Origin of the sequence: Actinophytocola glycyrrhizae, assembly GCF_042653545.1 — a bacterium.
GTDB lineage: Bacteria > Actinomycetota > Actinomycetes > Mycobacteriales > Pseudonocardiaceae > Actinophytocola > Actinophytocola glycyrrhizae.
In genome coordinates, this window is the sequence record NZ_JBHSIS010000020.1 from 357,603 (window position 1) to 382,005 (window position 24,403).

The following is a 24,403-nucleotide window of genomic DNA, read 5'->3' on the forward strand; positions in this document are numbered from 1 at the left end:
GGGACACCGATGAACCTCGCCGGCCGCCTTCCCTTGCGTGCCAGGGTGATGGCGTGGTTCAGCCTCGTGTCGCTCGTGGTGGCCGGCGCGCTCGCCGTCGCGACATGGCACCTGTCCACCGGGTACATGCTCGGGCAGCGTGAGCGCAGTGCGATCGCCCAGGCCAGCGGCAACGCGCGGCTGGTGGAGTCACAGCTGCGCCGCGACCCGGACGGGCTCTCCGAGCTGATGACCGGGCTGAGCGCCGAGGTCGAGTCCGCGGTCCTCCTCGTCGACGGGGGCGACTGGATCTCCGGCGGCAACCGCGTGGACCCGCGCAGGTTGCCCGCCGGGTTCCTCGACATCGTGCGGGAGGGGCAGGCCGCGCACCAGCGCACCGTGCTCGACGGGGTGCCGGTGCTCGCGGTCGGGTTGCCCATGCAGGGGCTGTCCGCGACCTACTTCGAGGTGTCGCCGATGCGGGAGCTGGACCGCACCTTCCGCTTCCTGAGCTGGCTGCTCGTCGCGGGCACGGTGGCGAGCGCGCTCGCCGGTGCGCTGCTGGGCCGGTGGGCGGCCACCCACGCGCTGCGCCCGCTGCGACGGGTGACCGCCGCCGCGGCCGAGGCCGCGCGCGGTGACCTCGGGGTGCGGCTGCCCGAGAACAGCGATCCGGACCTCGCCCCGCTGGCCGAGGCGTTCAACGACACCGCGGAACGACTGCAGCAGCGGGTCGCGCGGGACGCCCGGTTCGCCGGCGACGTGAGCCACGAGCTGCGCTCGCCGCTGACCACCATGCTGAACGCGATGGCCGTCCTGTACAGGCGGCGCGCCGAGCTGCCGCCGGGATCCCGGCAGGCCGTCGAGCTGCTCGACACCGACCTGCGCCGCTTCCGGCGGATGGTCGACGACCTGCTGGAGATCTCCCGCTATGACCAGGACCGGTCCACGTTCGAGCTGGTCGACCTCGCCGAGCTGGTCCTCGCCGTGACCGCCCACCACGCCCCGCAGGCGGCCGGGCTCCTCGACGTCGGCACGCACCCCTGGATCGTGGGGGACCGGCGCAGGCTGGAGCGGGTGGTGGTCAACCTGCTCGACAACGCGGCCCGGCACGGGAAAGGGCTGGTGCGCCTTGGCATCCGCAGCCAGGACGGGCGGGCCAGGATCGAGGTCGACGACGCGGGACCTGGCGTGCCGGCCGCCGAACGGGAGCACGTCTTCGAGCGGTTCTCCCGCGGCTCGCCCGCCGACCGCGACGCGTCGGACAGCGGCGCCGGGCTCGGACTGGCACTGGTCGCGCAGCACGTGCGCGGCCACGACGGGAACGCGTGGGTGGAGGAACGTCCCGGCGGTGGGGCGCGGTTCGTCGTCGAGCTGCCGGAGGTTGCCGAATGAGACGGTGTCTGGCCGTGGTCGTCGCCTGCGTGCTGGCCGTGCCGGCATGCGGCGTCGGTTCCGAGGACGAACCACAGATCATCGAGGAGAGCACGCAGCAGCCGCTGCCCGCGACCCCCAGTTTCGACACCGAGCCGAGCCCGACACGCCCGACGAGCCCGACGACGAGCAGCAGCGCGCAGACCTCGGTGTCCAGCACGGCGCCGGGGACCGGGTCGAGCAGCGAGCAGACGCCGACACCGATGCGGTAAGCCCCCATACCAGTGCCCTGAACGACGCTTTCGGGACGCTCGACGTCCCGAAAGCGTCGTTCAGGGCACCAGCGGGTCGCACGTTCGTGGGACCGGGTCCGTCATTCACTCGTCGCGGACTTGCCGGGCCCTGCTGTGGCGCGGTGGCCGGGTGTGGCGCCGCGCCCGTCACGTCGCGGGCACGATCTCCTGGATCGCCAGCGGGATGCCGTCGGTGCATTCGGTCGGCGTCGGGGTGTGCGCCTGACCGGTGACGGTGACCTCCGTGTCGTCTTCCGCGAAGGCTTCGAGACCCGCCGGGTCGCCGCCCAGCAGGACGTACTTCGTGAAATCGGCGTCCAGCACCATGCAGCCGGGCTGTGTGCCGTGTTCGATCTCGCCGGTAATGCGCACGAGTTCCGTGTCGGGGCGTGCCGCGCCGGTGGAGATCGCGCCGTTCTGCGTCGGTGTCCCCGTCGCGTCGCCCCCGTCGTCGCCCGTCGTCGAGCTGCCAGAACAGGCCGCGGTCGCGAGGGTGACCGCGGTGATGACGGTGACCATGGACATCGAGCGGGACCGGAATCTCCGCGATGTCGAGTTCACAGGCCGCATCTGTTCCTCTCCGTGGTCGAGGCCTGTCACGCCGGACCGATATTTGGTGGACGCCACACGTTATCGGCGACCAGTGGGAGGTGGGTCCCCCGAACGGTGGAAGAGTGAAAAGACAGACAATCGCAAGATTCACTCTTTCGGAGCAATGCGTGTCTATTGCCTTTACAGATTGGTTGACGAGTGAACCGCTTTGGTGTCGCATTCGGTGAAATCAATGGTCTATGGTGCGGTTCGTGAAGATCGCCGTGGTTGGCGAGACGAGGCCGGGTGAGCGCAGGGTGGCGCTGGTGCCCGGACTGGTCTCGCGGCTTGCCGACGTGGTTGCCGAGGTCGCGGTCGAGTCCGGTGCGGGTGCCGCCGCCGGCTTCTCCGACGAGGACTACCGGCAGGCCGGTGCCACGGTCGCGGCCGACGCGTTGCACGGCGCCGGAGTGGTGCTGTCGGTGCAGCCGATCCCGGAGCACCGGATCGGCGAGCTCGCCCCCGGCGCGATCACCATCTCCTTCCTCCCCGTCGCCCAGGAGCTCGACCTGGTCCGCGCGCTGCGCGACGGCGGCCACACCGCGCTGGCGATGGAGCTGGTGCCGCGCACATCTCGTGCACAGGCGATGGATGCGTTGTCCTCACAGTCTTTCGTCGCCGGGTACCGGGCCGCGGTGGTCGCCGCCGAGAAGCTGCCGAGGTTCCTCCCGCTGTCGATGACGGCGTCCGGCACGATCCGGCCCGCGACCGTGCTCGTGCTCGGCGCGGGTGTCGCGGGGCTGCAGGCCATCGCCACGTCGCGGCGGCTCGGCGCGGTCGTGCGGGCCTACGACGTGCGGGCCGCCTCCGCGGAGGAGGTGCGCAGCCTCGGCGCCGAGTTCGTCGAACTGGAGCTGCCGACGCTGGAGGGTGCCGGCGGGTACGCGCGCGAGATGACCGAGGAACGCTCACGGCGCCAGCGCGAGCTGCTCGCGCCGCACGTCGCCGACGCGGACGTGCTGATCACGACCGCGGCGGTGCCGGGACGCACCGCGCCGGTCCTGGTGACCGCGGAGATGGTCGCCGCGATGCGCCCCGGCTCGGTGGTGGTGGACCTGGCGGCCGAGTCGGGCGGCAACGTCGAAGGGGCGAAACCCGGCGAGGAGGTCACCGTCGACGGCGTGCTGGTCTGGGGCGGCGCGAACGTGCCGAGCCAGGTGCCGGGGCAGGCGAGCCAGCTGTACAGCACCAACGTCGTGAACCTGTTGCTGCACCTGCGATCCGGCGACGAGATCGCACCCGACTTCGACGACGAGATCGTCGCCGGGTGCTGCGTGACCCATGCGGGCGAGGTCCGGCACGAGCCCACCCGCGCACTGCTCGCCGCCCAGGTGTCCTCAGTGGACTGATCGGCCCCGGCGGGTGCCGGTCCGCTGCCGCGCGTACGCGACCGGTGTGATGCCCTTCCACCGCTTGAACGCGTGGATGAAGCTCGACGCCTCCGCGTACCCGAGGCGGACCGCGACGTCCTCGACCGGGACCGCGCCCGTGGCGAGCAGTTCCTCGGCGAGCGCCTCCCGCACCTCGTCGAGGAGCGCACGGAAGCTCGTGCCCTCCTCCTCGAGGCGGCGGCGCAGCGTGCGGGTGCTCAGGTTCAGCTCGCGCGCGACCGAGGGCATCGGTGTACCGAGCGCGCCGAGCCGGGTCAGCAGCTCGCGGACCTCGTGCGCGGTGCCGCTGCGGGCGCGGCGGCGGGCCACCAGCTCGCGGCACTGCGTCTCGCACATCGCGACCGTGTGCGCGTTCGCCAGCGGCCGCGGCTCGTCCAGGAAGGCCGCGTCGAACGTCGCCACGTTCGCGGGGCACCCGAACCGCGGCCGCAGCCCGAAGGTGCGCTCGTACTGCCCGCAGGACCCGGGCTCCTGGAAGCGGAACTCGAGCCCGGTCAGCGGGACCGCGCCCGGCAGCAACTCGTCGATCACCGTGTGGATCGCGGCGAGGTCGCGTTCGACGAGGAACCGGGCCACATCCCGGGGGAGGAGCCGGTCGTCGAGCACGAGCCGCACCTGCCCGTCGCCAACGCTCACGTCCGGGAGGCTGAACGCGAAGCTGAGGTCGTAGTAGCGCAGGGCGACCGTCACCGCGTCGCGCATGGTCGGGCTGGAGAGGAACGCGAACCCGAGGATCCCGAACGTGGTCGCGTGGTACTGGCGGCCCGCCGCCACCCCGGCGTCGGGCAGGGCGGTGGCGAGGTTGCGGACCACTTCCAGCTCCTGCCGGGCCGTCACCTCGAGCGACGGGTCGGCCAGCAGGTCCGCGGTCAGGCCGGTGCCTGCCAGCAGGTCGTGGTCGGCGATGCCGTGCTCGGTGCCGAACCGCACCAGCAGGCTCGTGCCCGCCCCGCCTCGCGGGAAGTCCCAGTGCCGGACCGCGGCCTCGACGAAACCCGTCATGGCCGAAATTATGGATCGCCTGGCCGCTGTTGTCTTGGCCGGGGCACGCCCGGTCCCTAGCGTCGGTGTGGTGGCAGGCACATCGACACCGTCCGTCGTCGTCATCGGCGCGGGTTTCGGCGGCATCGGCGTCGCCAGCGTGCTGGCGCGGGCCGGGTACACCGACGTCACGATCCTCGAGAAGGCCGACGGCATCGGTGGCGTGTGGCGGGACAACACCTACCCCGGCGCCGCGTGCGACGTGCCGTCCTCGCTGTACTCCTACTCCTTCGCGCCCAACCGGGCCTGGCCGCGCCGCTACTCCTGGCAGTCCGACATCCTCGCCTACCTGCGAAGGACCGCGGCGTCCGAAGGTGTGCTCGACCGCGTGCGCTTCGGCGCCGAGGTGACCGGCGCGTCGTTCGACGAGTGCACCGGCCGGTGGCGCGTGGACCTCGCGGGTGGCGGGACCGTCGCCGCGGACGTGCTGATCCCGGCCGTTGGCCAGTTGTCGCGCCCGGTCGTGCCCGAGATCCCCGGCGCGGACACGTTCACCGGCCCGGCCTTCCACTCCGCCAGGTGGGACCACGACGTCGACCTCACCGGCAAGCGGGTCGCGGTGATCGGCACCGGCGCGAGCGCGGTCCAGTTCGTGCCCCGCGTCCAGCCGCGTGCCGCGCACCTCACCGTGTTCCAGCGGTCCGCGCCCTACGTCGTGCCCAAACCCGACCGCGCCTACCGGCCGTGGCACCACCGGTTGTTCACCGCGTTCCCCGCCACCCAGCAGCTGGGCAGGCACGCCACGTCCGGCATCGGCGAGCTGCTCACCGCCGCGCTCACCGCGTGGCTGCCGCTCGGCAGGCTGGTCGACCTGATCTTCCGCCTGCACCTGCGCGTCCAGGTCCCCGACGCGGAGCTGCGCGCCCGGCTCATGCCCGACTACCGCATCGGGTGCAAGCGGCTCCTCTTCTCCAACGACTGGTACCCGGCACTGACCGAGCCGAACGTCGACGTGGTCACCGACCGGATCACCGCGATCACCCACGACGGCGTGCGCACCGAGGACGGCCGCGTGCACGAGGCCGACGTGCTCGTCTACGGCACCGGCTTCACCGCGACCGACTTCCTCGCCCCGATGACCGTGCGCGGGCTCGGTGGCCGCGACCTGAACGACGAGTGGGCCGGCGGTGCCCGCGCCCACCTCGGGGTCACCGTGCCCGGCTTCCCGAACATGTTCCTCGTGTACGGCCCCAACACCAACCTCGGCGGCAACTCGATCATCGCGATGATGGAGGCCCAGTTCGGCTACATCCGCGATCTCGCCGGGCTGCTCGCCGCCAACCCGGGGTCCTATGTGGACGTGCGGCGGGCCGCGGCCGACCGGTTCGACACCGAGATGCGCGACCGGCTCGGCCGCAGCGTCTGGGCCGGGTGCGAGAGCTGGTACCGCGAGGAGAACGGCCGCATCACCACCAACTGGCCCGGCCTGGTCCGCGAGTACCGCAGGCGCACGGCACGGGTGGACCTCGCCGACTACGCGGTCGTCGGGGTCCGGCTGCGACAGGGAGCGTGACATGCCCGACCACGACTACGACGTCCTGGTGATCGGTTCCGGGTTCGGCGGCAGCGTCACCGCGCTCCGCCTGACCGAGAAGGGCTACCGCGTCGGGGTGCTGGAGGCGGGCAGGCGCTTCGCGGACGACGAGTTCGCGAAGACCAGCTGGCGGGTGCGGGACTACCTGTTCGCACCCGCGCTCGGCTGCTACGGGATCCAGCGGATCACCCTGCTGCGGGACGTCATGGTGCTGACCGGCGCCGGGGTCGGCGGCGGTTCGCTGGTGTACGCGAACACGCTGTACGAGCCGCCGGAGGAGTTCTACCGCGACCCGCAGTGGGCGGACATCACCGACTGGCGTGCCGAGCTGGCACCCCACTACGACCAGGCCAGGCGGATGCTCGGGGTGACCACCTACCCCATGACCACCCCGGCGGACCGCGTGCTCTGCGCGGTCGCGGGGGACCTCGGTGTCGGCGGGACATTCCATCCCGCCGACGTCGGGGTGTACTTCGGGACCGGGCCTGGGGAGCGGGCGGCCGACCCGTTCTTCGGCGGCCTCGGTCCGGAGCGGACCGGGTGCACGCACTGCGGCTCGTGCATGACGGGCTGCCGGCAGGGCGCGAAGAACACGCTCGTGAAGAACTACCTCTACCTGGCGGAGCGGGCGGGCGCGCAGGTGCACGCGCTGACCACCGCCACCGACGTGCGGCCCCTGCCCGGTGGCGGCTACTCCGTCCACACGCGACGCACAGGCGCGAGGATCCGCACCCGTGCGCGCACGTTCACCGCGGCACAGGTCGTGTTCGCGGCCGCGTCGCTTGGCACACAACGACTTCTGCACCGGCTGCGGGACCGGGGCAGCCTGCCCGGTGTCTCGGCCCGGCTCGGCACGCTCGCCCGTACCAACTCCGAGGCGGTGCTCGCGGCCAAGGCCCGCACCGACGACGTGGACTACTCGACGGGCGTGGCCATCACCTCGTCCATGCACCCCGACCCCGCCACCCACGTCGAGCCGGTGCGGTACGGGCGGGGCAGCAACCTCATGGGCCTGCTGATGACCGTGCTCGTCGACCCGGAGACCGGCCGCCGCCGCTGGGTGCTCGGGCTGCGCGAGATGGTGCGCCGCCGAGGGGACCTCGGCAGGCTGCTCGTGCCGAGGCGCTGGTCGCAACGCACGTTCGCGCTGCTCGTCATGCAGAGCCTTGACAATTCGCTCACCACCTACACGCGGCGCGGTCTGTTCGGCCGCAGACGGATGACCACCCGGCAGGGGGCGGGCGAGCCGAACCCGGTGTGGATCCCCGCGGGGCACGACGTGACCCGCCGGGTCGCGGACAAGATCGACGGCATCCCCGGCGGCGCGTGGACCGACCTCGCGAACATCCCGCTCACCGGGCACTTCATCGGCGGCTGCCCCATCGGCGCGACGCCGGACACCGGGGTGGTCGACCCGTACCACCGCCTGTTCGGCCACGACGGCCTGCACGTCGTGGACGGCTCGACGATCTCGGCGAACCTCGGCGTCAACCCCGCGCTGACCATCACCGCGCAGGCCGAGCGCGCGATGTCCTTGTGGCCCGACAAGGGCGAGCCCGACCGGCGACCGCCGCTCGGCGCTCCCTACGAACGGTTGACCCCGGTGCGGCCGGGGAACCCGGTGGTGCCGGAGTCGGCACCCGCCGCGCTGCGCCTGCCGATCATCCCGATGGAAGGTGTCCGATGAACGCGCCCCAGCAACCGGAGAACGAGGTCGCCTACCCGCCGGAGCCCTGGGACCTGCGGGGGCTCGGCTACGTGTCGCTGTGGCTGGTGCCGACGCGGGCCCTTCCCGCGCTGCCCGCCGGGGTGTCGCCGGTGTCGCTGTTCGGCAGGTCGGTCGTCGCGACCGGGTTCGTGGACTACCAGCCGGGTGGTCTGCTGCCCTACCACGAGTTCCTTGCCGCGCCGCTGGTCAGGAAGGGCGCGACGATCGGGCTGTCCATCACCGACATCTGGGTCGACAGCGCCGCGTCCAGGGCGGGCGGCCGGGAGCTGTGGGGCATCCCGAAGGACATGGCGGACTTCGAGATCACGCACGTGCCGTCGTTCCACGGTGTCGCCCGCGTGGCCGGTGAACTGGTGGCGGAGGCCAGGGTGACACCCCGCAGTGCGTCGCTGCGGCTGCCGTTCCCGTTGCCCGCCACGATCTGGCAGACGCTCGACGCCGCGCTCGCCCGCACCCCGTTGCGGGCCACCGGCCGCGTCCACCCGGCGAAAGGGGTGTGGCGCGTCGCGGGCCCACTGGCCTGGCTGCGCCCGTACCGCCCGTTCGTCACGGTCGCGGCGGTGGACTTCGGACTGCGTTTCGGTCCCCGCCGCCGATGACCGCCGCGGCTTCGCGGGCGAACGCCGCGGACCGGTGCGCGGCTGGCACGGACCGTGTCGCCACGGCCCGTGCCGGCGTGCGAGCGTCCGCGTGGGTTACTTGCCTGCCTTGGCCTTCTCCCAGTTGCCGAGCTTGCCGCCGTTGTCGATCAGCGGCCCGGCGGGCTCGAAGTGACCGGTCGTGCTCGGCGTGGCGCCGGTGTAGGTGTACATGCCGCCCGCCTCGAACGGGTATGCGTCCTCGACGCCGCTGACCTCGCCCTCGACGCCCTCGATCATCAGCGGGTAGGTCGACGAGTAGGAGTGGGCCGCGACGTTGATGTTCGCGCGGGTCAGCCCGCCCTTCATCACCGAGGCGTCCTGCAGGGCCTGCACGACGTACCACGCCCAGAACCAGCCGTTCGCGATCTGGCGCGTTGTTCGCGTCCAGCCCGGCCGCGGTCACCGTGTCGGTGTACAGCTTCGCGAACTCGGCGTTGGTGTTGTCCGGGTCGGTCGGCGCTTAGTAGTAGCGGACCACGTTGGTGCCGTTGCCGGTGAGGCCCTGCTTGCCCAGCGGCGCGTAGGTCGTCTGGATCTGCGCGCACGGCTGGGCGGCGACCACTACCGGGTCCCACGAGCTCTTCTCGATCGCGCCGATCGTCTGCGTGCAGAACGTGCCCGCCTCCGCGACGACCACGACGTCCGCCTTGGACGCGGCCGCGCTCGTCACCTCGTTGTCGACGTTCGGCGCGGTCACGTCGTTGGTCTGCTCGTCGACGATCTCGATGCCGTCGGTCTGCGCGACGGCCCGCTTGAACCCGTTGATGTAGGCCTGGCCGAGCGCGTTGCCGATCGAGATCGTCGCGACCTTCGCGCCCTGCGGGAAGCGTTCCTTGATCCAGGAAGCCCAGATGCCGCTCTCGTTGTAGTAGTCGAGACCGAATCCGGTGGTCCACGGGTAGTTTGTCGGGTCGCCGAACTCGTTGTCGGACGCGGCGACCATGAACTGGCCGACACAGTTCTTGTTCGTGTAGTCCCTCAGGTTCAGGTTGTTCGGCGAACCGAGGACGGCGAAGCTGGCCGCGTACTCACCGGACTGGACGGCCTCTTCGACGTTCCTGCGGGTCTGGTCCGGCTGGTACTGGTCGTCCTTGACGTCGATGGTGACCTTGCGGCCCTGCACCCCGCCGTTGTCGTTGACGTAGTCGAAGTAGGTCTTGATGCCCTCGCTGATCGCGCCGTACGCGGCCAGCGCACCGGAGTGCGGCATGCTGGTGAACAGCCGGATCTCCTCGTCGGTGATGCCCGCGTTGTTGTCGAAACTGCTCGGGCAGTCGCTCAGGTCGAGGGTGAAGTCACCGGGTCCGGTGTAGACACAGTCATCGGACCGGCCCCAGTTCTTCGCGTCCGGGCCGGGTTCGGGCACCGTACCCTCCGGCGCGGTGCCGGACGGTGTGGGTTTCGAGGTCGACGGGCCGCACTTCTGCTCGTCGGCGGCCTGCCTGGCCTCCTCGTGCGAGCACGCCACCAGCGCGGACGTGGCGGCGGTGACCGCCAGGATCGCCAGGCACCGTTGCCAGGTGGATCGGGTCATGGTTCAGCTCTCTCTCACTGCCGGTTGGTCGGTCCGGGAGGGCGCGGCGAACCGGAACCGCTCCCAGTCGCGTGGGGGCCGGGGGACGAACTCGACGACCCGGCGGCGCAGCCGCCCGAGCCCGTCGATCACGCCGCCGGGCAACAGGAACACGAAGGCGATGAGCAGGGCGCCGGACATGATGCCGACGATCTGCCGCCGTCGGGTCGGCCGCTGAGCAGGTCGAGTGACTCGGCCCAGTCGGCGATGTAGGTGCGCACGGCTCGACGACCCGGACCACCGCAACGCGATCTCCCCGGCCCTGCAGGCGGACCTGTGCGCCGCCGTCGACGCGGTCGCCGCCGACGACGGCGCGCGGGCACTGGTGGTGACCGGCACCGGCACGGCGTTCTGCGCCGGTGCCGACCTCGCGGCGACGTTCGGCGAGCCCGGCGTCCCCGTGCACGAGCTGCGGGACCGGCTGCGCGCCACCTACGACAGCTTCCTGCGAGTCCGCCGCCTCCCGATCCCCACGATCGCGGCCGTGCACGGCCCGGCCGTCGGTGCGGGCGCCAACCTGGCGTTGTGCTGCGACCTGCGGATCGCGGGCCCGCGCGCACGGTTCGGCATCACGTTCACCCGGCTCGGGCTGCACCCCGGCGGCGGGTGCACGCACTTCCTGGTCGAGGCGCTCGGCCCGCAGCGCGCGCTGGCGGTGCTACTGGACGGCGCCACGCTCGACGCGGAGGAGGCCAGGTCCGCCGGGCTCGTGCTCGACGTCGTGACCGACCCGCTCGACGTCGCGTTGGCCACCGCGAAGCGGTACGCGGCCCTGGATCCGGGTCTGGTCGCGGACGTCAAACGGACCGTCGCGATCGCGGCGGCAGGCGCATTCGACGCGGTGCTGGATTTCGAGGCGTGGGCGCAGGCGTCGGCGGCGGCCAAACCCGTTGTCAGGGCTGCGATCGCGGGTCTGCGAAATTGAACCTGACAATTCCGGGAACGATTTCGAAAAAGCTGTTCCCGCAGGTAGCTAAGGTAAGGATGGCCTAACCCTTCCGGTTGCGGAGTCATATCGGCGGTGGCAATGTTTTCCACGCCGAACTGTCGCCGGAGGAGAAAGAACATGACCACCACGGAAATGCCAGCCGTCAGCGAGTGCACGGTCACCGCCTGTTCGTACAACGACCACGGATGCCACGCGTTCGCGATCACCGTGAGCGGCTCGAACGGAGCGGCCGACTGCGGCACGTTCATCCCGCTGACCGCCAAGGGCGGCCTGCCGGCGATCGCGTCCCAGGTCGGCGCGTGCACGCGAGCCGACTGCGTGCACAACCAGAACCTGGAATGCACGGCGTCCGCGGTCCGCGTCGGCCCCGGCGAGGGCGACCACGCCGCGAACTGCCTCACCTACAGCGTCCGCTAGCGGCGGACCAGCACACCGCGCGGAGCCGGCCAACCGGCTCCGCGCGGTGCCGTCCTCGGATCAGATGACGACCGCGCGGAACGCGTGCACGCACCACGGGCCGTCGTAGCTCGTGACCCACAGGTTCGTGGAGTAGCCCTCGAGTTCCTGGCCCTTGGCCGTGCCGTGCAGGTAGAGCTGCACGGACTTGTCGCCCGAGGAGATCCCGTCCATCGCAGGGTCGATCGCCAGGTCCGGGTCGTAGCCGACCAGCTCGTCCACGTCCGCCGGGGTGCTGATGGCGTCCCCGCAGAGGGTGCCCTTCGCGGCGGCCGCGTCGCCGGCGTTGACGGCGTCCAGGAAGGACTGCATCGCCGCGAGCGCGTCCGCGGGCACCGGCTTGCCGCCCGCGGTGGGCTCACCGCCGCCACCACCCGGACCGGAGGGCTTGGTCGTCGGCTTCGTCGGCTCGCTCGTCTCGGGGCCTTCGACCAACTCGATGTCCTGCCAGCACCACTCGCCGTCGACCTCGGTGACCGTCACCGCGAACTCGCCGGTCCGGTCGTCGACTGAGACCTCGAGGGTGCCCATGACCTCGTCGTCGGCGATCTCCTCGGTGTCCACCAGCTCGGCCCCGGTGACGTTGTCCGCGTCGTCGATGGCCTCCTCCACCACGGACGCCGCGTCCGTGCACGCGACGTCGGACAGCGCGTCCTTGTCCTGGGTGTCCAGCCCGTCGGCCACCGCGGACAGGACCTCCTCGGCGCCGTCGGTGCCGGGTTCGGCGGACGAGGTGGTCGGCTGCGTCGTGGTCGGGCTCCCGCCGGTCGGGGTGTCGTCGTCGCTCAGGAAGAACCCCGGTGCGACGAACCCGGTGATGCCGAGCCCGGCCAGCACGACCACGACCGCCGCGACCACGGCCACGATGGCGGCCGTGTTCTTCTTCCGCGGCGGGGGTGGCGGCGGTGCGCCATATCCGCCGTAGCCGGCATAAGGATCCTGCCCGCCGTAGGGCTGCTGTGGGTAGGTCACCAGGGGCCTCCTGCCTCGTCGTTGCCGCGTTCGACTGCGGAGACGGCCGTTTCGTTCCCGGGAGTTACGCTCTGTGTTCTTGAGCAGAGGAGATTTCATGACGACCGCGAACGCGGCGGGTTTCGCCGAGCTGGCGCTGCGACCGGAGTTGGTGCGCGCGCTGTCCGGCCTCGGCTACGAGGAGCCGACACCGATCCAGAGCGCGGCGATCCCGCAGGTGCTGGCAGGCCGGGACCTGGTCGGGCAGGCCGCGACCGGCACCGGCAAGACGGCGGCGTTCGCGCTGCCCGTGCTGCACCGGCTTGGGCTGCCGCGCACGTCCGGAGCGCCGGCGGCGCTCGTGCTGGTGCCGACCCGCGAGCTCGCGGTCCAGGTCTGCGAGGCGATGCACCGCTACGGGCGCGAGCTCCGCGCGAGGGTCCTGCCGGTGTACGGCGGGCAGCCGATCGTCCGGCAGCTGCGTGAGCTGGACCGTGGCGTGGACGTGGTCGTCGCGACGCCCGGTCGTGCGCTGGATCACATCGCGAGAGGCACGCTCGCGATGAGCGACCTCGAGATGGTGGTGCTCGACGAGGCCGACGAGATGCTCGACATGGGCTTCGCGGAGGACATCGAGTCGATCCTCGGCGACGTCCCGGAGGAGCGGCAGATCCTGCTCTTCTCGGCGACGATGCCGCCGCGCGTCAACGGGATGATCAAGCGGCACCTGCGTGAACCGGTCCGCGTCGAGCTGGGCAGGGCGGCGACGGCCGGAGACGACACGGCGCTGATCCGGCAGGTCGCCTACGTCGTGCCGCGCGGGCACAAGTCCGCCGCGCTCGGCCGGGTGCTCGACGTGCACGCGCCGAGCGCCGCCGTGGTGTTCTGCCGGACCAGGGAGTCGGTCGACCAGCTCGCCGAGACCCTCAACGGGCGCGGCTACCGCGCGGAGGCGCTTCACGGCGGCATCGACCAGGGGCAGCGCGACCGGGTGGTGAGCAGGCTCCGCGCCGGGACCGCCGACCTGGTGGTGGCGACCGACGTGGCCGCAAGGGGACTCGACATCGAGCAGCTCAGCCACGTCGTCAACTACGACGTGCCGAGCGCGCCCGACACCTACGTGCACCGCATCGGCCGGGTCGGCCGGGCAGGTCGCGAAGGCGTGGCGATCACCCTCGCCGAGCCGAGGGAGCACCGGATGCTGAAGAGCATCCAGCGGGTGACCGGGCAGCGGATCGCCGTCGAGAAGCTGCCCAGCGTCGCCGACCTCCGCGCGCAGCGGCTGGAGCTGACCAGGGCCGGGCTGCGGGAAAGCCTCCTCGAGGACGACCTGGACCGGTTCCGCCCGGTGATCGAGCAGCTCGCCGAGGAGTTCGACATCGTGGAGGTGGCGCTCGCCGCCGTCAAGATGGCGCACGAGGCGAGCGGCGCCGCCGCGGACGAGGAGGAGATCCCCGAGGTCACGCCGTACACCCCGCGCGAAGGCGGCCGCGAGGGTGGCCGGGACGCCGGCCGGGACCGGCGGCGTGGCGGCGGTGGCGGCGGTGGCCGGGGCATGGCGCGGCTGTTCGTCGGCGCGGGCCGGGCGGCCGGTGTGCGGCCGCAGGACCTGGTCGGCGCGATCGCGGGGGAGTCCCGGCTCAAGGGCCGCGACATCGGGACGATCGAGATCGCCGACCGGTTCTCCCTCGTCGAGGTGCCCGAATCGGCCGCGGACGAGGTGATCGCGGCGCTGCGTGCCAGCACGATCAAGGGGCGGCGGGCCACCGTGCGCAGGGAGCGGTCCCAGCGCTAGCCCGCCTCCCGGAATCTCAGGTGCGGGGTCGCGTGCACCCGTGGTTTGGAACGTCGTGATCCGGCTACTTCTCTCCCGATGAGCACCGATACCCCGCGGGGGGATGGCGCGTTGCGGCGAACCGCGCTGGCCTGCCTGTACCTGTTGATCATCGCGGCCACGCTGTGGGTGCTCGGTCAGGTCGTCACCCGGCTGATGATCGTGGTGGCGCCGGTCGCCGTCGCGCTGATGGTCGCCGCTCTGCTCTCACCGGGTGTCTCGTTGCTGGTGCGGCGCCGGGTGCCGAAGGGGCTCGCCACCGCGATCGTGCTGCTGGTCGGCATCGGCGCCATCGGCGGACTCGTCTGGTTCATGGTCGCCACACTCGTCGCCGGACTGCCCGACCTCGCCACCCAGCTCGACGAGAGCTACCGGCAGCTGCGAGGCTGGCTCACCAACGGCCCGCTCGGGCTCACCGGGCAACAGCTCGACTCGGCCATGGCCGAGGGCCAGAGCTGGTTCACCCGCAACCGCTCGGCGATCGCGTCCGGCGCGTTCGGCGTGCTGTCGACCGCGGGCACCCTGCTCGCGGGGTTCGTGCTCGTGGTGTTCCTGCTGATCTTCTTCCTGCACGGCGGCGACCGGATGTGGCGCGGGGTCACCAGCCCACTGCCGCGGCGGCACCGCGACCGCGTCCACCGTGCGGGCGTCCGCGCGTTCACCGACCTCACCGCCTACGTCCGGGTGACGATGGTCGTCGCGTTGATCGACGCGGTCGGCATCGGGCTCGGGCTGTGGATCACCGGGGTGCCACTGGTGCTGCCGCTGTCCGCGCTCGTGTTCCTCGGCGCGTTCGTGCCGATCGTCGGCGCGTTCGTGACCGGTCTGGTCGCGGTGCTCGTCGCGCTCGTCAGCCAGGGACCGCTGATCGCGCTGATCGTGATCGGCATCGTCGTGCTCGTGCAACAGCTGGAAGGCAACGTGTTCGAGCCGCTGCTGGTGAGCAAGTCGGTGAAGCTGCACCCGGTCGCGGTGATCCTCGCCGTCGCCGTCGGGGTGGAACTGGCGGGGATCGTCGGCGCGCTGTTCGCGGTGCCGCTGCTCGCCACGACCAGGTCGGTGTACCTCACCCTGCGCGAACGGGAGCCCGACCACGACGCCCGGCCGGACACTCAGCCAAGCGGCGCGAGCGGACCAGGGTAGGGCGCGGGCCGCAGGCAGCTGTCGAGCCCGTCGACGAGCGAGCACACCGCCGGCGCCTTCGCCGGGCGGTAGCCTGCAGGGACGCCGTCGCCCGCCACCAGTGACCGGTAGGCGGCGACCCCGTCGGTCGGGCGCCGGGTGAGTGCGGGGTCCGTTCGGGCGTCCACTGTGTACAGACCGAAGCGCGGCCGGTAGCTGCCCCACTCGTAGTTGTCCGTGATGCTCCAGTAGTTGTAGCCGATCACGTTCATGCCGTCGGCCTTCGCGCGCTGCACCCAGTAGATGTGGTCGCGCAGGTGGTCGGCCCGCGTGTAGCCGTCCGGGCGGGCGTGGCCGTTGTCGGTGGGCATGCCGCTCTCCACCACGTACAGCGGCAGGTCCGGGAACTTCCGCGCGTAGTACCGCAGCACGTAGTAGATGCCGTCCGGTTGCGGCTCGATCTTCCAGAACTCGCCGTTCACCCCGTGCACCGCGCTCACGTTGTCGAGGCTGGCGCCGTAGTAGTAGTCCACGCCGACGAAGTCGAGCTTGTCCTTGACGTGGTCGACGAACGTCACGTCGAGCGCGCCCTGCACGGCGGGGATGTAGGCGGCGTTGCTGGAAACGAGCGCGCCGGGGTCGAGCTGGTGGATCAGGTCGTAGGCCCTGCGGTGCACCGTGACGAGCCGGGCCTGCATCCAGGGTGCCTGCCACGCCTGGATGCCGCCGTTCGCGATCTCGTTCTGCACGTACACCGTCGGCTCGTTGACCGTGATCCAGATGGCGCCCTTGCCCTTGTACCGGTCGACGACGCGGCGTGCGTTGGTGAGCCAGTCGCCGACGGTCTTCTCCGTGTCCCAGCCGCCCTGGTCGGCGACCCAGCCGGGGTACACCCAGTGGTCGAGGGTGATCATGGGCCGCATGCCCGCTGCGAGGACGCGGTCGACCACGTCGTCGTAGTAGGCCAGCTCGGTCTGGTCGACGACGTCCTCACGCGGCTCGACGCGTGCCCACTCGACGCCGAACCGGAACACCCGCGCGCCCAGCGCCCGCGCGTTCGCGATGTCCTCGGCGTACCGGTGCCGGAAGTCCACCGCGTTGCGGTACGGCTCCTCGATCGACGACGTGCCCTCCTGTTCGTAGCGGCGCCAGTTGCTGTCCGGGGCCGAGCCCTCGGACTGGTAGCCGGACGTGGCGACACCCCACAGGAAGGGCTCTGGCTGTGCCTGGGCCGGTGCCACCCCAACGGCGGTGACCATGCTGGCCAGGAGTCCGGTGATCAGGCCGAGAACAGGGCGGCGGCGCATGGCTCCTCCGGATACGTCGGCGAATCCAGATACATCTGTGTATGTGAGTTACGCTAGCGCCGTGCCAGCCCGTGTCAAGCGGCTCAGCCGCACGGAAAGCGTCGCCCGCACCAGGGCGCGGCTGCTCGCCGCGGCCGAGGACGTCTTCGCGGAGCAGGGTTTCGGCCGGACCACCCTCGAACAGATCGCCGAGCGGGCCGGGTACACCAGGGGCGCGGTGTACGCCAACTTCGCCAGCAAGGACGACCTGTTCCTCGCCGTGCTCGAGCGCTGGCTCGACGACGACATCGAGCACGGCGGCCGGATCAACGCGGAGAGCCCGTCGGTGCGGGACGCGTTCGACCGGCTCCGCGAACTGGAGGGCAACCGGTTCGCCGATCGCAACCGGTTCCTGCTGCTGACCGAGTTCCGGCTGTACGCCCTGCGCAACCCGGCCGTCGCGCCGCGCCTCGCCGAGTACGAGCGGCGCTGCATCGCCTGGTACGCCGACGCGATCCGGGCCAGGGCGGCAGACCTGCCGGTCCCCGCGGAACAACTGGCCACGATCGTGCTCGCGATGGAGAACGGCATCGCCACGCTCGCCCACCTCGCACCGGACACCGTGCGTCACGACGCGTTCATCGACGCGCTGGAAATGCTGACGGGCCTGCGCTGACCCACCTCCCCGAAGGCGCCATGTGGTGGACTGCCCTGAAAAGGCGCACGCCGGGCTGGGCCATTGTCCAAGGGCGGCGATTCGCCGTAACATTTCTCCTGCTCGCTTCGCCGGATTCGATCTCCGGATCCGTCGAAACGATATCGAAGCGCTTCGACACTTATTCGACAATCGCGCTGATGACGCAACCGAAAAGGTGATAGTTGTGCGCTGGACCTCCCTGCTGACAGCGTTCATGGCCGCTGCCGCCCTCACCGCCGTGCCCGCGGGCCCCGCGGCCGCGGCCAACACGTGTGAACCGTTCGGCTCGATCACGGCCGGCAAGTACTGGCTGAACAACAACCTGTGGGGCCAGGACTCCGGCTCCGGCTGGCAGTGCCTGTGGGACACCTACCAGGGTGGGACCATCGGCTGGGGCACGAGCTGGGGCTGGAGCGGCCAGCAGAACGAGGTGAAGTCGTTCACAAGCAGCGTTCTCGGCTGGCACTGGGGCTGGAAGACCACGGGCCACGAGCTGCCGGTCCGCTTGAACGCGGGCCGTGACATCTACACCGACTGGCGCTACCGGGTCTCCGGTGGCGGCACGATGAACGTGGCGTACGACCTGTGGCTGCACGACATGCCCAACCCGGACTGGCAGCACAACCCCACCGACGAGGTCATGATCTGGCTCTACCGCGCTGGTGGCGCGGGCCCGCTCGGCACGCTACAGGGCTCGGTCACGCTCGCGGGCACCACGTGGGACCTCTACCGGGGCAACATCGGCTGGAACGTCTTCTCGTTCGTCCGCCGTACTAACACGACGTCGGCGACCCTGCACATGCAGGACTTCCTCGGCCACCTCGTCAGCCGGGGCTGGGTCGCGAACACCAAGTACCTGTCGAGCATCGAGGCAGGCACCGAGGTGTTCACCGGCAACGGGCAGCTCGACACCGACGCCTACACCGCGGACATCCGGTGAAGCGCGCGATCGCGACGGTGGTCGCAGTCATCGGTGGGTTGCTCGGCGTTCCGCAGGCGACCGCGGTCGCGGCCGACTGCGGCAGCGGGTCGTTCCACGCGGAGGCGTACCTGAACGGCAGCACCTGGACCGCCCGCCGCGGCGGCTCCACCGTCTACACTGGATCCGACATGCGCGCGGCAGTGCAGGCGGCGCTCAACAGCCTCACCCCGGGCCGGACGAGCAAGGAACGCGTCGTGGTGTGGCAGGGCGGCACCATCAGCGCGGGGTCGCGGATCTCGTTGCCCAGCTACACGGTCCTGGACTCGTGCGGCACGATCAACGTGACCGGATCGGGTTCCGGTGACCAGGCACCGGTCTACTCGCGCGGCACCCGGGACATCGAGGTGCAGCACCTGAAGCTGACCGGAGCGCCGCTGTACGGCGTGTTCCTGCGCAACGTGAACAACGTCGTGCTCGGGCAGATCGACATGCGCCTGTCCGGCGGGCTCGGCATCCGCGTCGACAACCGCGGCGACACGAGCGTGCGCAGCCGCAACATCCGGATCGACAACGTGTACGTGTCCGGCACCGGCACCCACGGCGTGGAGACCTACGGCGTGGACGGGCTGACCATCGGCACCGTCACCGCACGCGACACGCGGGACTCCGGGCTGCTGCTGAACGACACGATCAACGCGACGGTCGGCACCGTGGACGCGGAGAACGCGGGCACCGGCACGGGTTACGCGGCGTTCCGGGTCGCCAACCGCAACGGGCGCGTCGGCAACTCCTATCCCACCAACATCCGCGTCGGCACGGTCCGGGCCCGTGGCGGCGGTCGCGGCATCTTCTGCGTCTCCGAAAGCGGTGGCCTGGTGGTCGACCGCGTCGACATCGCGAACACCGGCAACAACGCGATCCTCGTGGAGAACTGCTACAACGTCACGATCGCGGGCCAGGGCGGCAGCGTGTCCGGTGGCGGCGGGATCCGCCTCGCGGCACGGTCGGAGTTCCCGAACAACTCCGACATTTTCATCCAGAACATGACCGTGACGAACAACGCGATTCAGGAAAGCCCGTGCGGCACCAACACGGTGTTCCGCGGCCTGACGTTGAACAACACGAGCATGAACGTGTGTTCCTGACCGTGACGGCGCGTTCGGGAGCGCTCCCGAACGCGCCACCACCGGTCACGCTTCGTGCTGGATCTCCGCCAGACCGGCCGGGTGAACATCGGACAGTGCCACGTCGGCAGCTCCACGCGCCCGGCGGCCGGCCCGGCATCCGCGGCCGCTGACTCTCAGCCGTCGTAGGTCCCCTGCCGCACGGCGAAGACGTTGCGGTTGCCCGCCCCTTCCTGCAGTGTCCACAGCAGATCGGGTTTCGTATCGTCCTCCCAGTAGGAGATGCTCTCGCCCAGGCTCACGAACGGGTAGGTGGTCGACCCCGCGGAGGGCGTCCAGTAGTAGAGCTGCTTGGCGCCCGACGAGTAGTACCACCAGCGCCCGTTGTGCGAGGCGACGCCGTTGAGCTTGTACCAGGGCAGCCGCAGTGCCTGGGTCGCGGTCGTCGAAGCGGCGAAGGTCGTCGCCCCCGGCGCGAAGGGGAAGCGGATCGCGCGCGGCGCGCGGTTCGGATAGGAGGCGCAGCCCGACGAGCACGTGTACTCGGTCATCACCATGGACCTGCTGACCCGGTCGAGCGAGATCGTCGACCACGACAACCTGGTGCCGGACGTGGTGTTCGACGTGATCGTCCCGATTTGCGGCAGGACGTAGGCGTAGTTGTGCGCGTAGTACTCGCCGTCCGGCCCGCGGCCGATCTGGTCGGCGTCGCCACCGGTGTTGGTCCTGAGGATCTTGCGCATGTCGAACACGCGCATCCCGCGGCCGGTGTCGGCGACGTAGAGGTGGTCGCCGTACCAGGAGACACCGCCCGCGTGGATCGGGATGTCCTTGAAGTCCGGGCTGGTCGCGGTACCGGTCGGCTCGACGAGCAGCACCTTGCGGTACTTGTTGGGATACGTCGCGTCCCAGTCGACGAGCGTGAGCCGGCTGCGTTCGTGGTCGCCGCCGCACGCGTCCCGCGTGTACCAGCTGACGACGACGAGCTGGTGGCCGTCGTAGTTGCCGCTGTCGGCGGTGCCGACCGCGTCGCGGCTCGTGGTGATGCCCTGCGGGTAGCTCCTGCAGTCGGAGTTGTCGCCGTTGTCGAACCGGAAGCCGGTCTCCAGCCCTGGCAACGAGAACGACGACGGCAGCCCCGTCCGGTCGTGGTTGGCGTTCGTCATCACGGAGTGCACGGACGCGACGCCCAGGGTCGAGGCGAGGCTCGCGTTGACCGCGTCGAACTGGTGGTAGTTGGCGCTGAGGGTGTACTGGTCGACCGGCAGGTTCGTCGGGGTGGCCGCCGCGGCGGTCCCCGGTGCGACGAGCAACCCCGCGGTGAGCACCGCGACGGCGAGCCCTGATCGAGTGGCAATCCGATGTCCTGACATCACGCCCCCTGTGTGGCCGGAAATTCACGGATCCCGGTACACGCTAGTTAGAACTCGTCAGGAGGAGCAACAGCAGAGGTACCGCGCCAACACGGTGGGTCACATGCCTGTGACCGATTCCGACAGCGGGGTGACTGAATCCTCGCTGGTCGGTGACCGGTCGTAGCGAAGTGACCAGGAGTCAAGGCGTTGTCATGCCGTGAATCGAATACTCGGGCGATCTTTCGGACTCGGCGAAGGTATGGCGCTTGATGGACAACTTATCGATGGTTCCCGCTGACTTCCTCGGCACGACGTTCGCGCGGCTGGGGCAGATCACGCCTGACCCCGCCGACACCTACTTCGGACTGGTGTTCCGGTTCGCCGGGCCGTGCCCATCGGCAGGGGAGGTGCGGGAGCGGGTTGCGGCGCGCCTGCACAAGCTGCCGAGGCTCACCGAACGGCTGGTCGCCCGCGCGTCGGTGCAGTGGGAACCAGACCCCGATTTCGACGTCGCCCGGCACGTCGGGACCCTGCCGTCCCACCCTGGCGTGCTGTCCGCGCGGGAGATCCTGTCCGGCGCCCCGGACCCGGCGCGACCGCCGTGGGGGCTGTGGCTGTCGCCGGACGACGACGGCTGGCGGCTCTACTACCTGGTGCACCACGCGCGGCAGGACGCGGCCGCCGCACTGAGCACGGTCGCGACCCTGCTGGGCGACGACGTCGACCCGGCCACCCCGGTGGCGCGACGTGGCCGGGGGTGGCCCGCGCTGCTGCCGATCGCCCTCGACCTGCTGCGCACCAAGCTCCCGGCGCCCCCGGTCCCGCGGGTGGCGTACGGGCCCGGCCGCGCGGTCGCGATGGAGGAGGTGGCCGTCACGACGCTCACCGACATCGCGGCAGGCACGGGGGCGACCGTGAACCAGGTGCACATGGCCGCGATGTCGGCCGCACTCGACCGGTGGGCACCGAGGCAGGAGGTGTCGCGCAGACCGGTCAACATCCCGGTGGACACCCGCGAGCCCGGCGACTCCGACCTCGCCAACCGGCTCGGCTTCATGCGCGTCGGCCTGCCCTGCGGCGCGGCGACACCCGAGGAACGGCTGCGGGCGGTGCGCGCCGCCGCGGGGCGCAGGCGCACCGCGCGGTACCGGCGGGTGTGGGCCGCGCTCACCCGAGGCGGTGGCAGCCGCGCCGCGGGCTGGGCGATGCGGCGCATCACCGACCACACCCAGGTCGCGATGACGTTGTCGAGCATCCGGGTCCCGGCGCCGCTTCGCCTGCTCGGCGCGGAGGTCCGCGACGTCACCGCGATCCCATGGCTGCCACCCGCCCACGCCTGCTTCGCGTTCTTCGCCACCTACGGCGACCGGGCCGCGCTGACCGTGCTCGCGCCGGAGGGCGCCCCGGACCCGGCGGAGCTGGTGGCGCACTGGGCACGGGCGGTGCACGACCTCCACCACACGCACGCAGCCCGGCCGGAGGTCGGCACGTCAGCGTAGGAAGCCGCTGACCGCTCGCCACGAGCTCGCGTCGCCTGGTGACGGCCGCCCATCACGCACAGCATCGGCGGTTTCACCGGTCTTGCCCGTTTTCCTGGCAGCGCACGGATTCCTGGCTACACACTGGCGGCACCCCATCGCCGACAGTGGGAGCAGCCCATGCGAATGCGCAGCGCCGTCACCGTCGTCCTCGTCCTGCTCGCCGCGTTGACCTCGGGTGCGGTCAACGCGACGGCGGACTCCCCGCCGTCCGTCCTCGGCGGGTCAGGTCCCTACTCCGCCGGGTACGAGACGACCCTGCGGTTGTCCGACCACACCATCTACCGGCCGAACACGTTGCCCGCGAACGTCAGACTGCCCATCGTTGCCTGGGGCAACGGGGCGTGCCGTGCGGACGGCACATGGTTCCAGAACATCCTCACCGAGTGGGCCTCGCACGGCTTCCTGGTCATCGCGAACGGCAGGCCGGGCGGGTCCGGGTCGACCGACTCGGACATGCTCATCGACTCGATCGACTGGGCGATCGCGGAGAACTCCCGGTTCGGCAGCAAGTACCGCGGCAAGATCGACACCACGAAGATCGCTGTCATGGGCCAGTCCTGCGGCGGCATCGAGACCTACGAGGTGGCGGACGACCCGAGGATCACCACCACCGTCCTGTGGAACAGCGGGCTGCTCAGAGACAGCCAGAACTACCTGCTGTCCCGCCTGCGCGCGCCGATCGCGTACTTCATCGGCGGCCCCACCGACATCGCGTACGAGAACGCGATGGACGACTGGCGGCGGCTGCCCGCCGGGCTGCCCGCGTTCATGGGCAACCTCGACATCGGCCACTTCGGCACCTTCGACCAGCCCAACGGCGGCGAGTTCGGCCGCGTCGGCGGCCACTGGCTGAAGTGGTGGCTCAAGGGTGACCTGAGCAGCAAGGCACAGTTCGTCGGCCCGAACTGCGGGCTGTGCGCCACCGACTGGGACGTGCAGCAGAAGAACCTCACCTGAGGATGTGCCGTGGGTGCCGCCGGGGATCCCGGCGGCACCCACGGCACATCGCGTTCCTGGTGCGCTCGCAGACCCCGAGGCCGTCCCTCACGTCCTGGCTGGGACGTCCGCACGCGGTGCCGGTGCCACCGGCGTGGGCACCACGTCGCGGGCGCGGGCCAGCTGCGCCACGCCGAGCCCGGCGAGCAGGCCGCACCCGACGGCGAGGACGACCTCGACCGGGGTGGTGGCGAGGTGCTCGCCGAGGAGGACGACACCGATGGCGGTGGCGGTGGCCGGGTTCACGAGGTTGGTGACGGCCAGCGGCGCGGCCAGCCCTTCTCGGTACGAACGCTGCGTGAGCAGGGTCGCGACGACCGCGAACACGGCGATGCCGACGACCGCGACGATCGTGATCGGCCGCAGCAGGACCCGGGCGCCGTCCTCGCCGACCGTCACCACGACGGTCTGGCACAGCGCGGAGCAGACGGCGTACGCGGCGCCACCGGCCATGGCCTCCCACAGTGTCGACGCACCCGGCCTGCTCCCGAGGAACGCCAGGACGGAGACGACGGCGACCGTGGCGCCCAGCAGCCCGACGAGCTCGGCCGAGGTGAGCGTCTCGGCGACGCCCGTCGTGGTGATGATCAGCGTGAGCCCTGCGAGACCGACGACCGTGTTGGCCATGCCCTTCAGCTCGAGCCTGCTCACCCGGCGCTTGGCGGCGGCCGCCGCGAACGGGACCGCGATGACGAGCGTGAGCACGCCGAGCGGCTGGATCAGGGACAGCGGGCCGAACGCGAGCGAGGTGACGTGCAGTGCCGCGCCGAGCCCGTTGAGTGCGAGCGCCGCCCAGAACTGCGGGATGCGCAGCAGCTGGACGACGGGCAGGTGGGCGTAGCGAGCCTGGATGAGGGCCGCCGTGGCATAGGCGATGGCGACCGCCACGCACAGTGCGATGGTGATGACGAGGTCGGCCATGCTGCTCTTCTCGGTTCGCCCGGCGGACAGGGTGGACCAGCGTCCGCGTTCGGACGTGCCGAGGGCAGGAGCTACCCCCGGGGCTCTACCACGGAGCGTAGCG

At 71.0% G+C, this 24,403-nt stretch carries 24 protein-coding genes; 15 read left to right on the forward strand and 9 right to left on the reverse strand.

The genetic code is table 11. The annotated features are described in order from the left end of the window. Window positions 1-9 precede the first annotated feature (9 nt). Together ACFPCV_RS29940 and ACFPCV_RS29945 are read left to right on the forward strand one after the other, a co-directional pair. The gene (locus tag ACFPCV_RS29940) at window positions 10-1,374 is read left to right on the forward strand and encodes a HAMP domain-containing sensor histidine kinase (RefSeq protein ID WP_378059734.1); all 1,365 of its coding nucleotides are present in this window, start codon (window positions 10-12) and stop codon (window positions 1,372-1,374) included. Next, entirely contained in the window at window positions 1,371-1,625 is a 255-nt protein-coding gene (locus ACFPCV_RS29945; protein ID WP_378059735.1) for a hypothetical protein, read from the forward strand. The genes ACFPCV_RS29940 and ACFPCV_RS29945 overlap by 4 nt, the downstream gene beginning before the upstream one ends. Window positions 1,626-1,793: 168 nt before the next feature. On the opposite strand, the gene ACFPCV_RS29950 is transcribed toward ACFPCV_RS29945, so the two are convergent. Next, window positions 1,794-2,171 carry a hypothetical protein gene (locus ACFPCV_RS29950; protein ID WP_378059737.1) on the reverse strand — a complete coding sequence of 126 codons (378 nt, stop codon included), beginning with the start codon at window positions 2,169-2,171 and terminating at the stop codon, window positions 1,794-1,796. 278 nt (window positions 2,172-2,449) lie between these two features. On the opposite strand from ACFPCV_RS29950, the gene ACFPCV_RS29955 reads away from it, so the two are divergent. Next, window positions 2,450-3,586 carry an NAD(P) transhydrogenase subunit alpha gene (locus tag ACFPCV_RS29955; protein ID WP_378059739.1) on the forward strand — a complete coding sequence of 379 codons (1,137 nt, stop codon included), beginning with the start codon at window positions 2,450-2,452 and terminating at the stop codon, window positions 3,584-3,586. On the opposite strand, the gene ACFPCV_RS29960 is transcribed toward ACFPCV_RS29955, so the two are convergent. Next, entirely contained in the window at window positions 3,575-4,630 is a 1,056-nt protein-coding gene (locus tag ACFPCV_RS29960; protein WP_378059740.1) for an AraC family transcriptional regulator, read from the reverse strand. The two genes, ACFPCV_RS29955 and ACFPCV_RS29960, sit on opposite strands and share 12 nt — an antisense overlap. Before the next feature lie 70 nt (window positions 4,631-4,700). Here ACFPCV_RS29960 and ACFPCV_RS29965 point away from each other — a divergent pair, with 70 nt between their 5' ends. The 3 genes from ACFPCV_RS29965 to ACFPCV_RS29975 are packed head-to-tail and all read left to right on the forward strand — an operon-like array spanning window position 4,701 to window position 8,531. Beyond that, complete coding sequence (locus ACFPCV_RS29965; RefSeq protein WP_378059741.1) at window positions 4,701-6,182, forward strand: flavin-containing monooxygenase; 1,482 nt, start codon at window positions 4,701-4,703, stop codon at window positions 6,180-6,182. Between the two features lies 1 nt (window position 6,183). After that, window positions 6,184-7,890 carry a GMC oxidoreductase gene (locus ACFPCV_RS29970; protein ID WP_378059742.1) on the forward strand — a complete coding sequence of 569 codons (1,707 nt, stop codon included), beginning with the start codon at window positions 6,184-6,186 and terminating at the stop codon, window positions 7,888-7,890. Continuing rightward, window positions 7,887-8,531: an acetoacetate decarboxylase family protein gene (locus ACFPCV_RS29975; protein WP_378059744.1), complete on the forward strand. Its 645-nt coding sequence runs from the start codon at window positions 7,887-7,889 to the stop codon at window positions 8,529-8,531. Before ACFPCV_RS29970 ends, ACFPCV_RS29975 begins: the two co-directional genes overlap by 4 nt. A gap of 96 nt (window positions 8,532-8,627) precedes the next feature. On the opposite strand, the gene ACFPCV_RS29980 is transcribed toward ACFPCV_RS29975, so the two are convergent. The 3 genes from ACFPCV_RS29980 to ACFPCV_RS29990 form a co-directional block, all read right to left on the reverse strand. Then, complete coding sequence (locus ACFPCV_RS29980; protein WP_378059746.1) at window positions 8,628-8,906, reverse strand: hypothetical protein; 279 nt, start codon at window positions 8,904-8,906, stop codon at window positions 8,628-8,630. 127 nt (window positions 8,907-9,033) lie between these two features. After that, window positions 9,034-10,107, reverse strand: coding sequence for an ABC transporter substrate-binding protein (locus tag ACFPCV_RS29985; RefSeq protein ID WP_378059748.1), 1,074 nt, complete (start codon window positions 10,105-10,107; stop codon window positions 9,034-9,036). 3 nt (window positions 10,108-10,110) lie between these two features. Beyond that, complete coding sequence (locus tag ACFPCV_RS29990) at window positions 10,111-10,287, reverse strand: hypothetical protein (protein WP_378059750.1); 177 nt, start codon at window positions 10,285-10,287, stop codon at window positions 10,111-10,113. A 46-nt stretch (window positions 10,288-10,333) separates the two neighbouring features. On the opposite strand from ACFPCV_RS29990, the gene ACFPCV_RS29995 reads away from it, so the two are divergent. Beyond that, the gene (locus ACFPCV_RS29995) at window positions 10,334-11,071 is read left to right on the forward strand and encodes an enoyl-CoA hydratase-related protein (protein ID WP_378059752.1); all 738 of its coding nucleotides are present in this window, start codon (window positions 10,334-10,336) and stop codon (window positions 11,069-11,071) included. A 141-nt stretch (window positions 11,072-11,212) separates the two neighbouring features. Then, window positions 11,213-11,512: a DUF1540 domain-containing protein gene (locus ACFPCV_RS30000; protein ID WP_378059754.1), complete on the forward strand. Its 300-nt coding sequence runs from the start codon at window positions 11,213-11,215 to the stop codon at window positions 11,510-11,512. A 60-nt stretch (window positions 11,513-11,572) separates the two neighbouring features. On the opposite strand, the gene ACFPCV_RS30005 is transcribed toward ACFPCV_RS30000, so the two are convergent. After that, on the reverse strand, window positions 11,573-12,523 hold the full coding sequence (locus ACFPCV_RS30005) for a hypothetical protein (RefSeq protein WP_378059755.1): 951 nt from the start codon (window positions 12,521-12,523) through the stop codon (window positions 11,573-11,575). 97 nt (window positions 12,524-12,620) lie between these two features. Here ACFPCV_RS30005 and ACFPCV_RS30010 point away from each other — a divergent pair, with 97 nt between their 5' ends. Both ACFPCV_RS30010 and ACFPCV_RS30015 read left to right on the forward strand, forming a co-directional pair. Then, window positions 12,621-14,297, forward strand: a complete 1,677-nt coding sequence (locus tag ACFPCV_RS30010; protein ID WP_378059757.1) for a DEAD/DEAH box helicase — start codon at window positions 12,621-12,623, stop codon at window positions 14,295-14,297. A gap of 78 nt (window positions 14,298-14,375) precedes the next feature. Then, entirely contained in the window at window positions 14,376-15,479 is a 1,104-nt protein-coding gene (locus tag ACFPCV_RS30015; protein ID WP_378059759.1) for an AI-2E family transporter, read from the forward strand. Here the strand turns inward: ACFPCV_RS30015 and ACFPCV_RS30020 are convergent. Continuing rightward, on the reverse strand, window positions 15,449-16,765 hold the full coding sequence (locus ACFPCV_RS30020) for a family 1 glycosylhydrolase (RefSeq protein WP_378059761.1): 1,317 nt from the start codon (window positions 16,763-16,765) through the stop codon (window positions 15,449-15,451). The two genes, ACFPCV_RS30015 and ACFPCV_RS30020, sit on opposite strands and share 31 nt — an antisense overlap. A 61-nt stretch (window positions 16,766-16,826) precedes the next feature. On the opposite strand from ACFPCV_RS30020, the gene ACFPCV_RS30025 reads away from it, so the two are divergent. The 3 genes from ACFPCV_RS30025 to ACFPCV_RS30035 all read left to right on the forward strand — a co-directional run bounded on the left by ACFPCV_RS30025 (window position 16,827) and on the right by ACFPCV_RS30035 (window position 19,508). Beyond that, on the forward strand, window positions 16,827-17,420 hold the full coding sequence (locus ACFPCV_RS30025) for a TetR/AcrR family transcriptional regulator (RefSeq protein WP_378059763.1): 594 nt from the start codon (window positions 16,827-16,829) through the stop codon (window positions 17,418-17,420). 205 nt (window positions 17,421-17,625) lie between these two features. Beyond that, window positions 17,626-18,381: a GH12 family glycosyl hydrolase domain-containing protein gene (locus ACFPCV_RS30030; RefSeq protein WP_378059765.1), complete on the forward strand. Its 756-nt coding sequence runs from the start codon at window positions 17,626-17,628 to the stop codon at window positions 18,379-18,381. Continuing rightward, on the forward strand, window positions 18,378-19,508 hold the full coding sequence (locus tag ACFPCV_RS30035) for a hypothetical protein (protein ID WP_378059767.1): 1,131 nt from the start codon (window positions 18,378-18,380) through the stop codon (window positions 19,506-19,508). The genes ACFPCV_RS30030 and ACFPCV_RS30035 overlap by 4 nt, the downstream gene beginning before the upstream one ends. Before the next feature lie 155 nt (window positions 19,509-19,663). Here ACFPCV_RS30035 and ACFPCV_RS30040 read toward each other — a convergent pair whose 3' ends face one another. Continuing rightward, on the reverse strand, window positions 19,664-20,860 hold the full coding sequence (locus ACFPCV_RS30040) for a hypothetical protein (RefSeq protein ID WP_378059769.1): 1,197 nt from the start codon (window positions 20,858-20,860) through the stop codon (window positions 19,664-19,666). A 266-nt stretch (window positions 20,861-21,126) separates the two neighbouring features. Between ACFPCV_RS30040 and ACFPCV_RS30045 the strand changes: the two genes are divergently transcribed. Together ACFPCV_RS30045 and ACFPCV_RS30050 are read left to right on the forward strand one after the other, a co-directional pair. Continuing rightward, entirely contained in the window at window positions 21,127-22,341 is a 1,215-nt protein-coding gene (locus ACFPCV_RS30045; protein ID WP_378059771.1) for a WS/DGAT domain-containing protein, read from the forward strand. A 159-nt stretch (window positions 22,342-22,500) separates the two neighbouring features. After that, window positions 22,501-23,340, forward strand: a complete 840-nt coding sequence (locus tag ACFPCV_RS30050; RefSeq protein ID WP_378059773.1) for a poly(ethylene terephthalate) hydrolase family protein — start codon at window positions 22,501-22,503, stop codon at window positions 23,338-23,340. An 87-nt stretch (window positions 23,341-23,427) separates the two neighbouring features. Here the strand turns inward: ACFPCV_RS30050 and ACFPCV_RS30055 are convergent, their stop codons facing one another. Beyond that, a complete protein-coding gene (locus tag ACFPCV_RS30055) occupies window positions 23,428-24,300 on the reverse strand; it encodes a DMT family protein (RefSeq protein ID WP_378059775.1) in 873 nt (290 codons plus the stop codon). Window positions 24,301-24,403: the final 103 nt, after the last annotated feature.

Excerpts from the sequence above, each read along its gene's own strand:
- ACFPCV_RS29940 (WP_378059734.1), top strand. The coding sequence starts at position 10 with ATGAACCTCGCCGGCCGCCTTCCCTTGCGTGCCAGGGTGATGGCGTGG.
- ACFPCV_RS29945 (WP_378059735.1), top strand. The coding sequence starts at position 1,371 with ATGAGACGGTGTCTGGCCGTGGTCGTCGCCTGCGTGCTGGCCGTGCCG.
- ACFPCV_RS29950 (WP_378059737.1), bottom strand. The coding sequence starts at position 2,171 with ATGTCCATGGTCACCGTCATCACCGCGGTCACCCTCGCGACCGCGGCC.
- ACFPCV_RS29960 (WP_378059740.1), bottom strand. The coding sequence starts at position 4,630 with ATGACGGGTTTCGTCGAGGCCGCGGTCCGGCACTGGGACTTCCCGCGA.
- ACFPCV_RS29970 (WP_378059742.1), top strand. The coding sequence starts at position 6,184 with ATGCCCGACCACGACTACGACGTCCTGGTGATCGGTTCCGGGTTCGGC.
- ACFPCV_RS29975 (WP_378059744.1), top strand. The coding sequence starts at position 7,887 with ATGAACGCGCCCCAGCAACCGGAGAACGAGGTCGCCTACCCGCCGGAG.
- ACFPCV_RS29985 (WP_378059748.1), bottom strand. The coding sequence starts at position 10,107 with ATGACCCGATCCACCTGGCAACGGTGCCTGGCGATCCTGGCGGTCACC.
- ACFPCV_RS29990 (WP_378059750.1), bottom strand. The coding sequence starts at position 10,287 with ATGTCCGGCGCCCTGCTCATCGCCTTCGTGTTCCTGTTGCCCGGCGGC.
- ACFPCV_RS30000 (WP_378059754.1), top strand. The coding sequence starts at position 11,213 with ATGACCACCACGGAAATGCCAGCCGTCAGCGAGTGCACGGTCACCGCC.
- ACFPCV_RS30010 (WP_378059757.1), top strand. The coding sequence starts at position 12,621 with ATGACGACCGCGAACGCGGCGGGTTTCGCCGAGCTGGCGCTGCGACCG.
- ACFPCV_RS30015 (WP_378059759.1), top strand. The coding sequence starts at position 14,376 with ATGAGCACCGATACCCCGCGGGGGGATGGCGCGTTGCGGCGAACCGCG.
- ACFPCV_RS30020 (WP_378059761.1), bottom strand. The coding sequence starts at position 16,765 with ATGCGCCGCCGCCCTGTTCTCGGCCTGATCACCGGACTCCTGGCCAGC.
- ACFPCV_RS30040 (WP_378059769.1), bottom strand. The coding sequence starts at position 20,860 with ATGTCAGGACATCGGATTGCCACTCGATCAGGGCTCGCCGTCGCGGTG.
- ACFPCV_RS30045 (WP_378059771.1), top strand. The coding sequence starts at position 21,127 with ATGGTTCCCGCTGACTTCCTCGGCACGACGTTCGCGCGGCTGGGGCAG.
- ACFPCV_RS30050 (WP_378059773.1), top strand. The coding sequence starts at position 22,501 with ATGCGAATGCGCAGCGCCGTCACCGTCGTCCTCGTCCTGCTCGCCGCG.
- ACFPCV_RS30055 (WP_378059775.1), bottom strand. The coding sequence starts at position 24,300 with ATGGCCGACCTCGTCATCACCATCGCACTGTGCGTGGCGGTCGCCATC.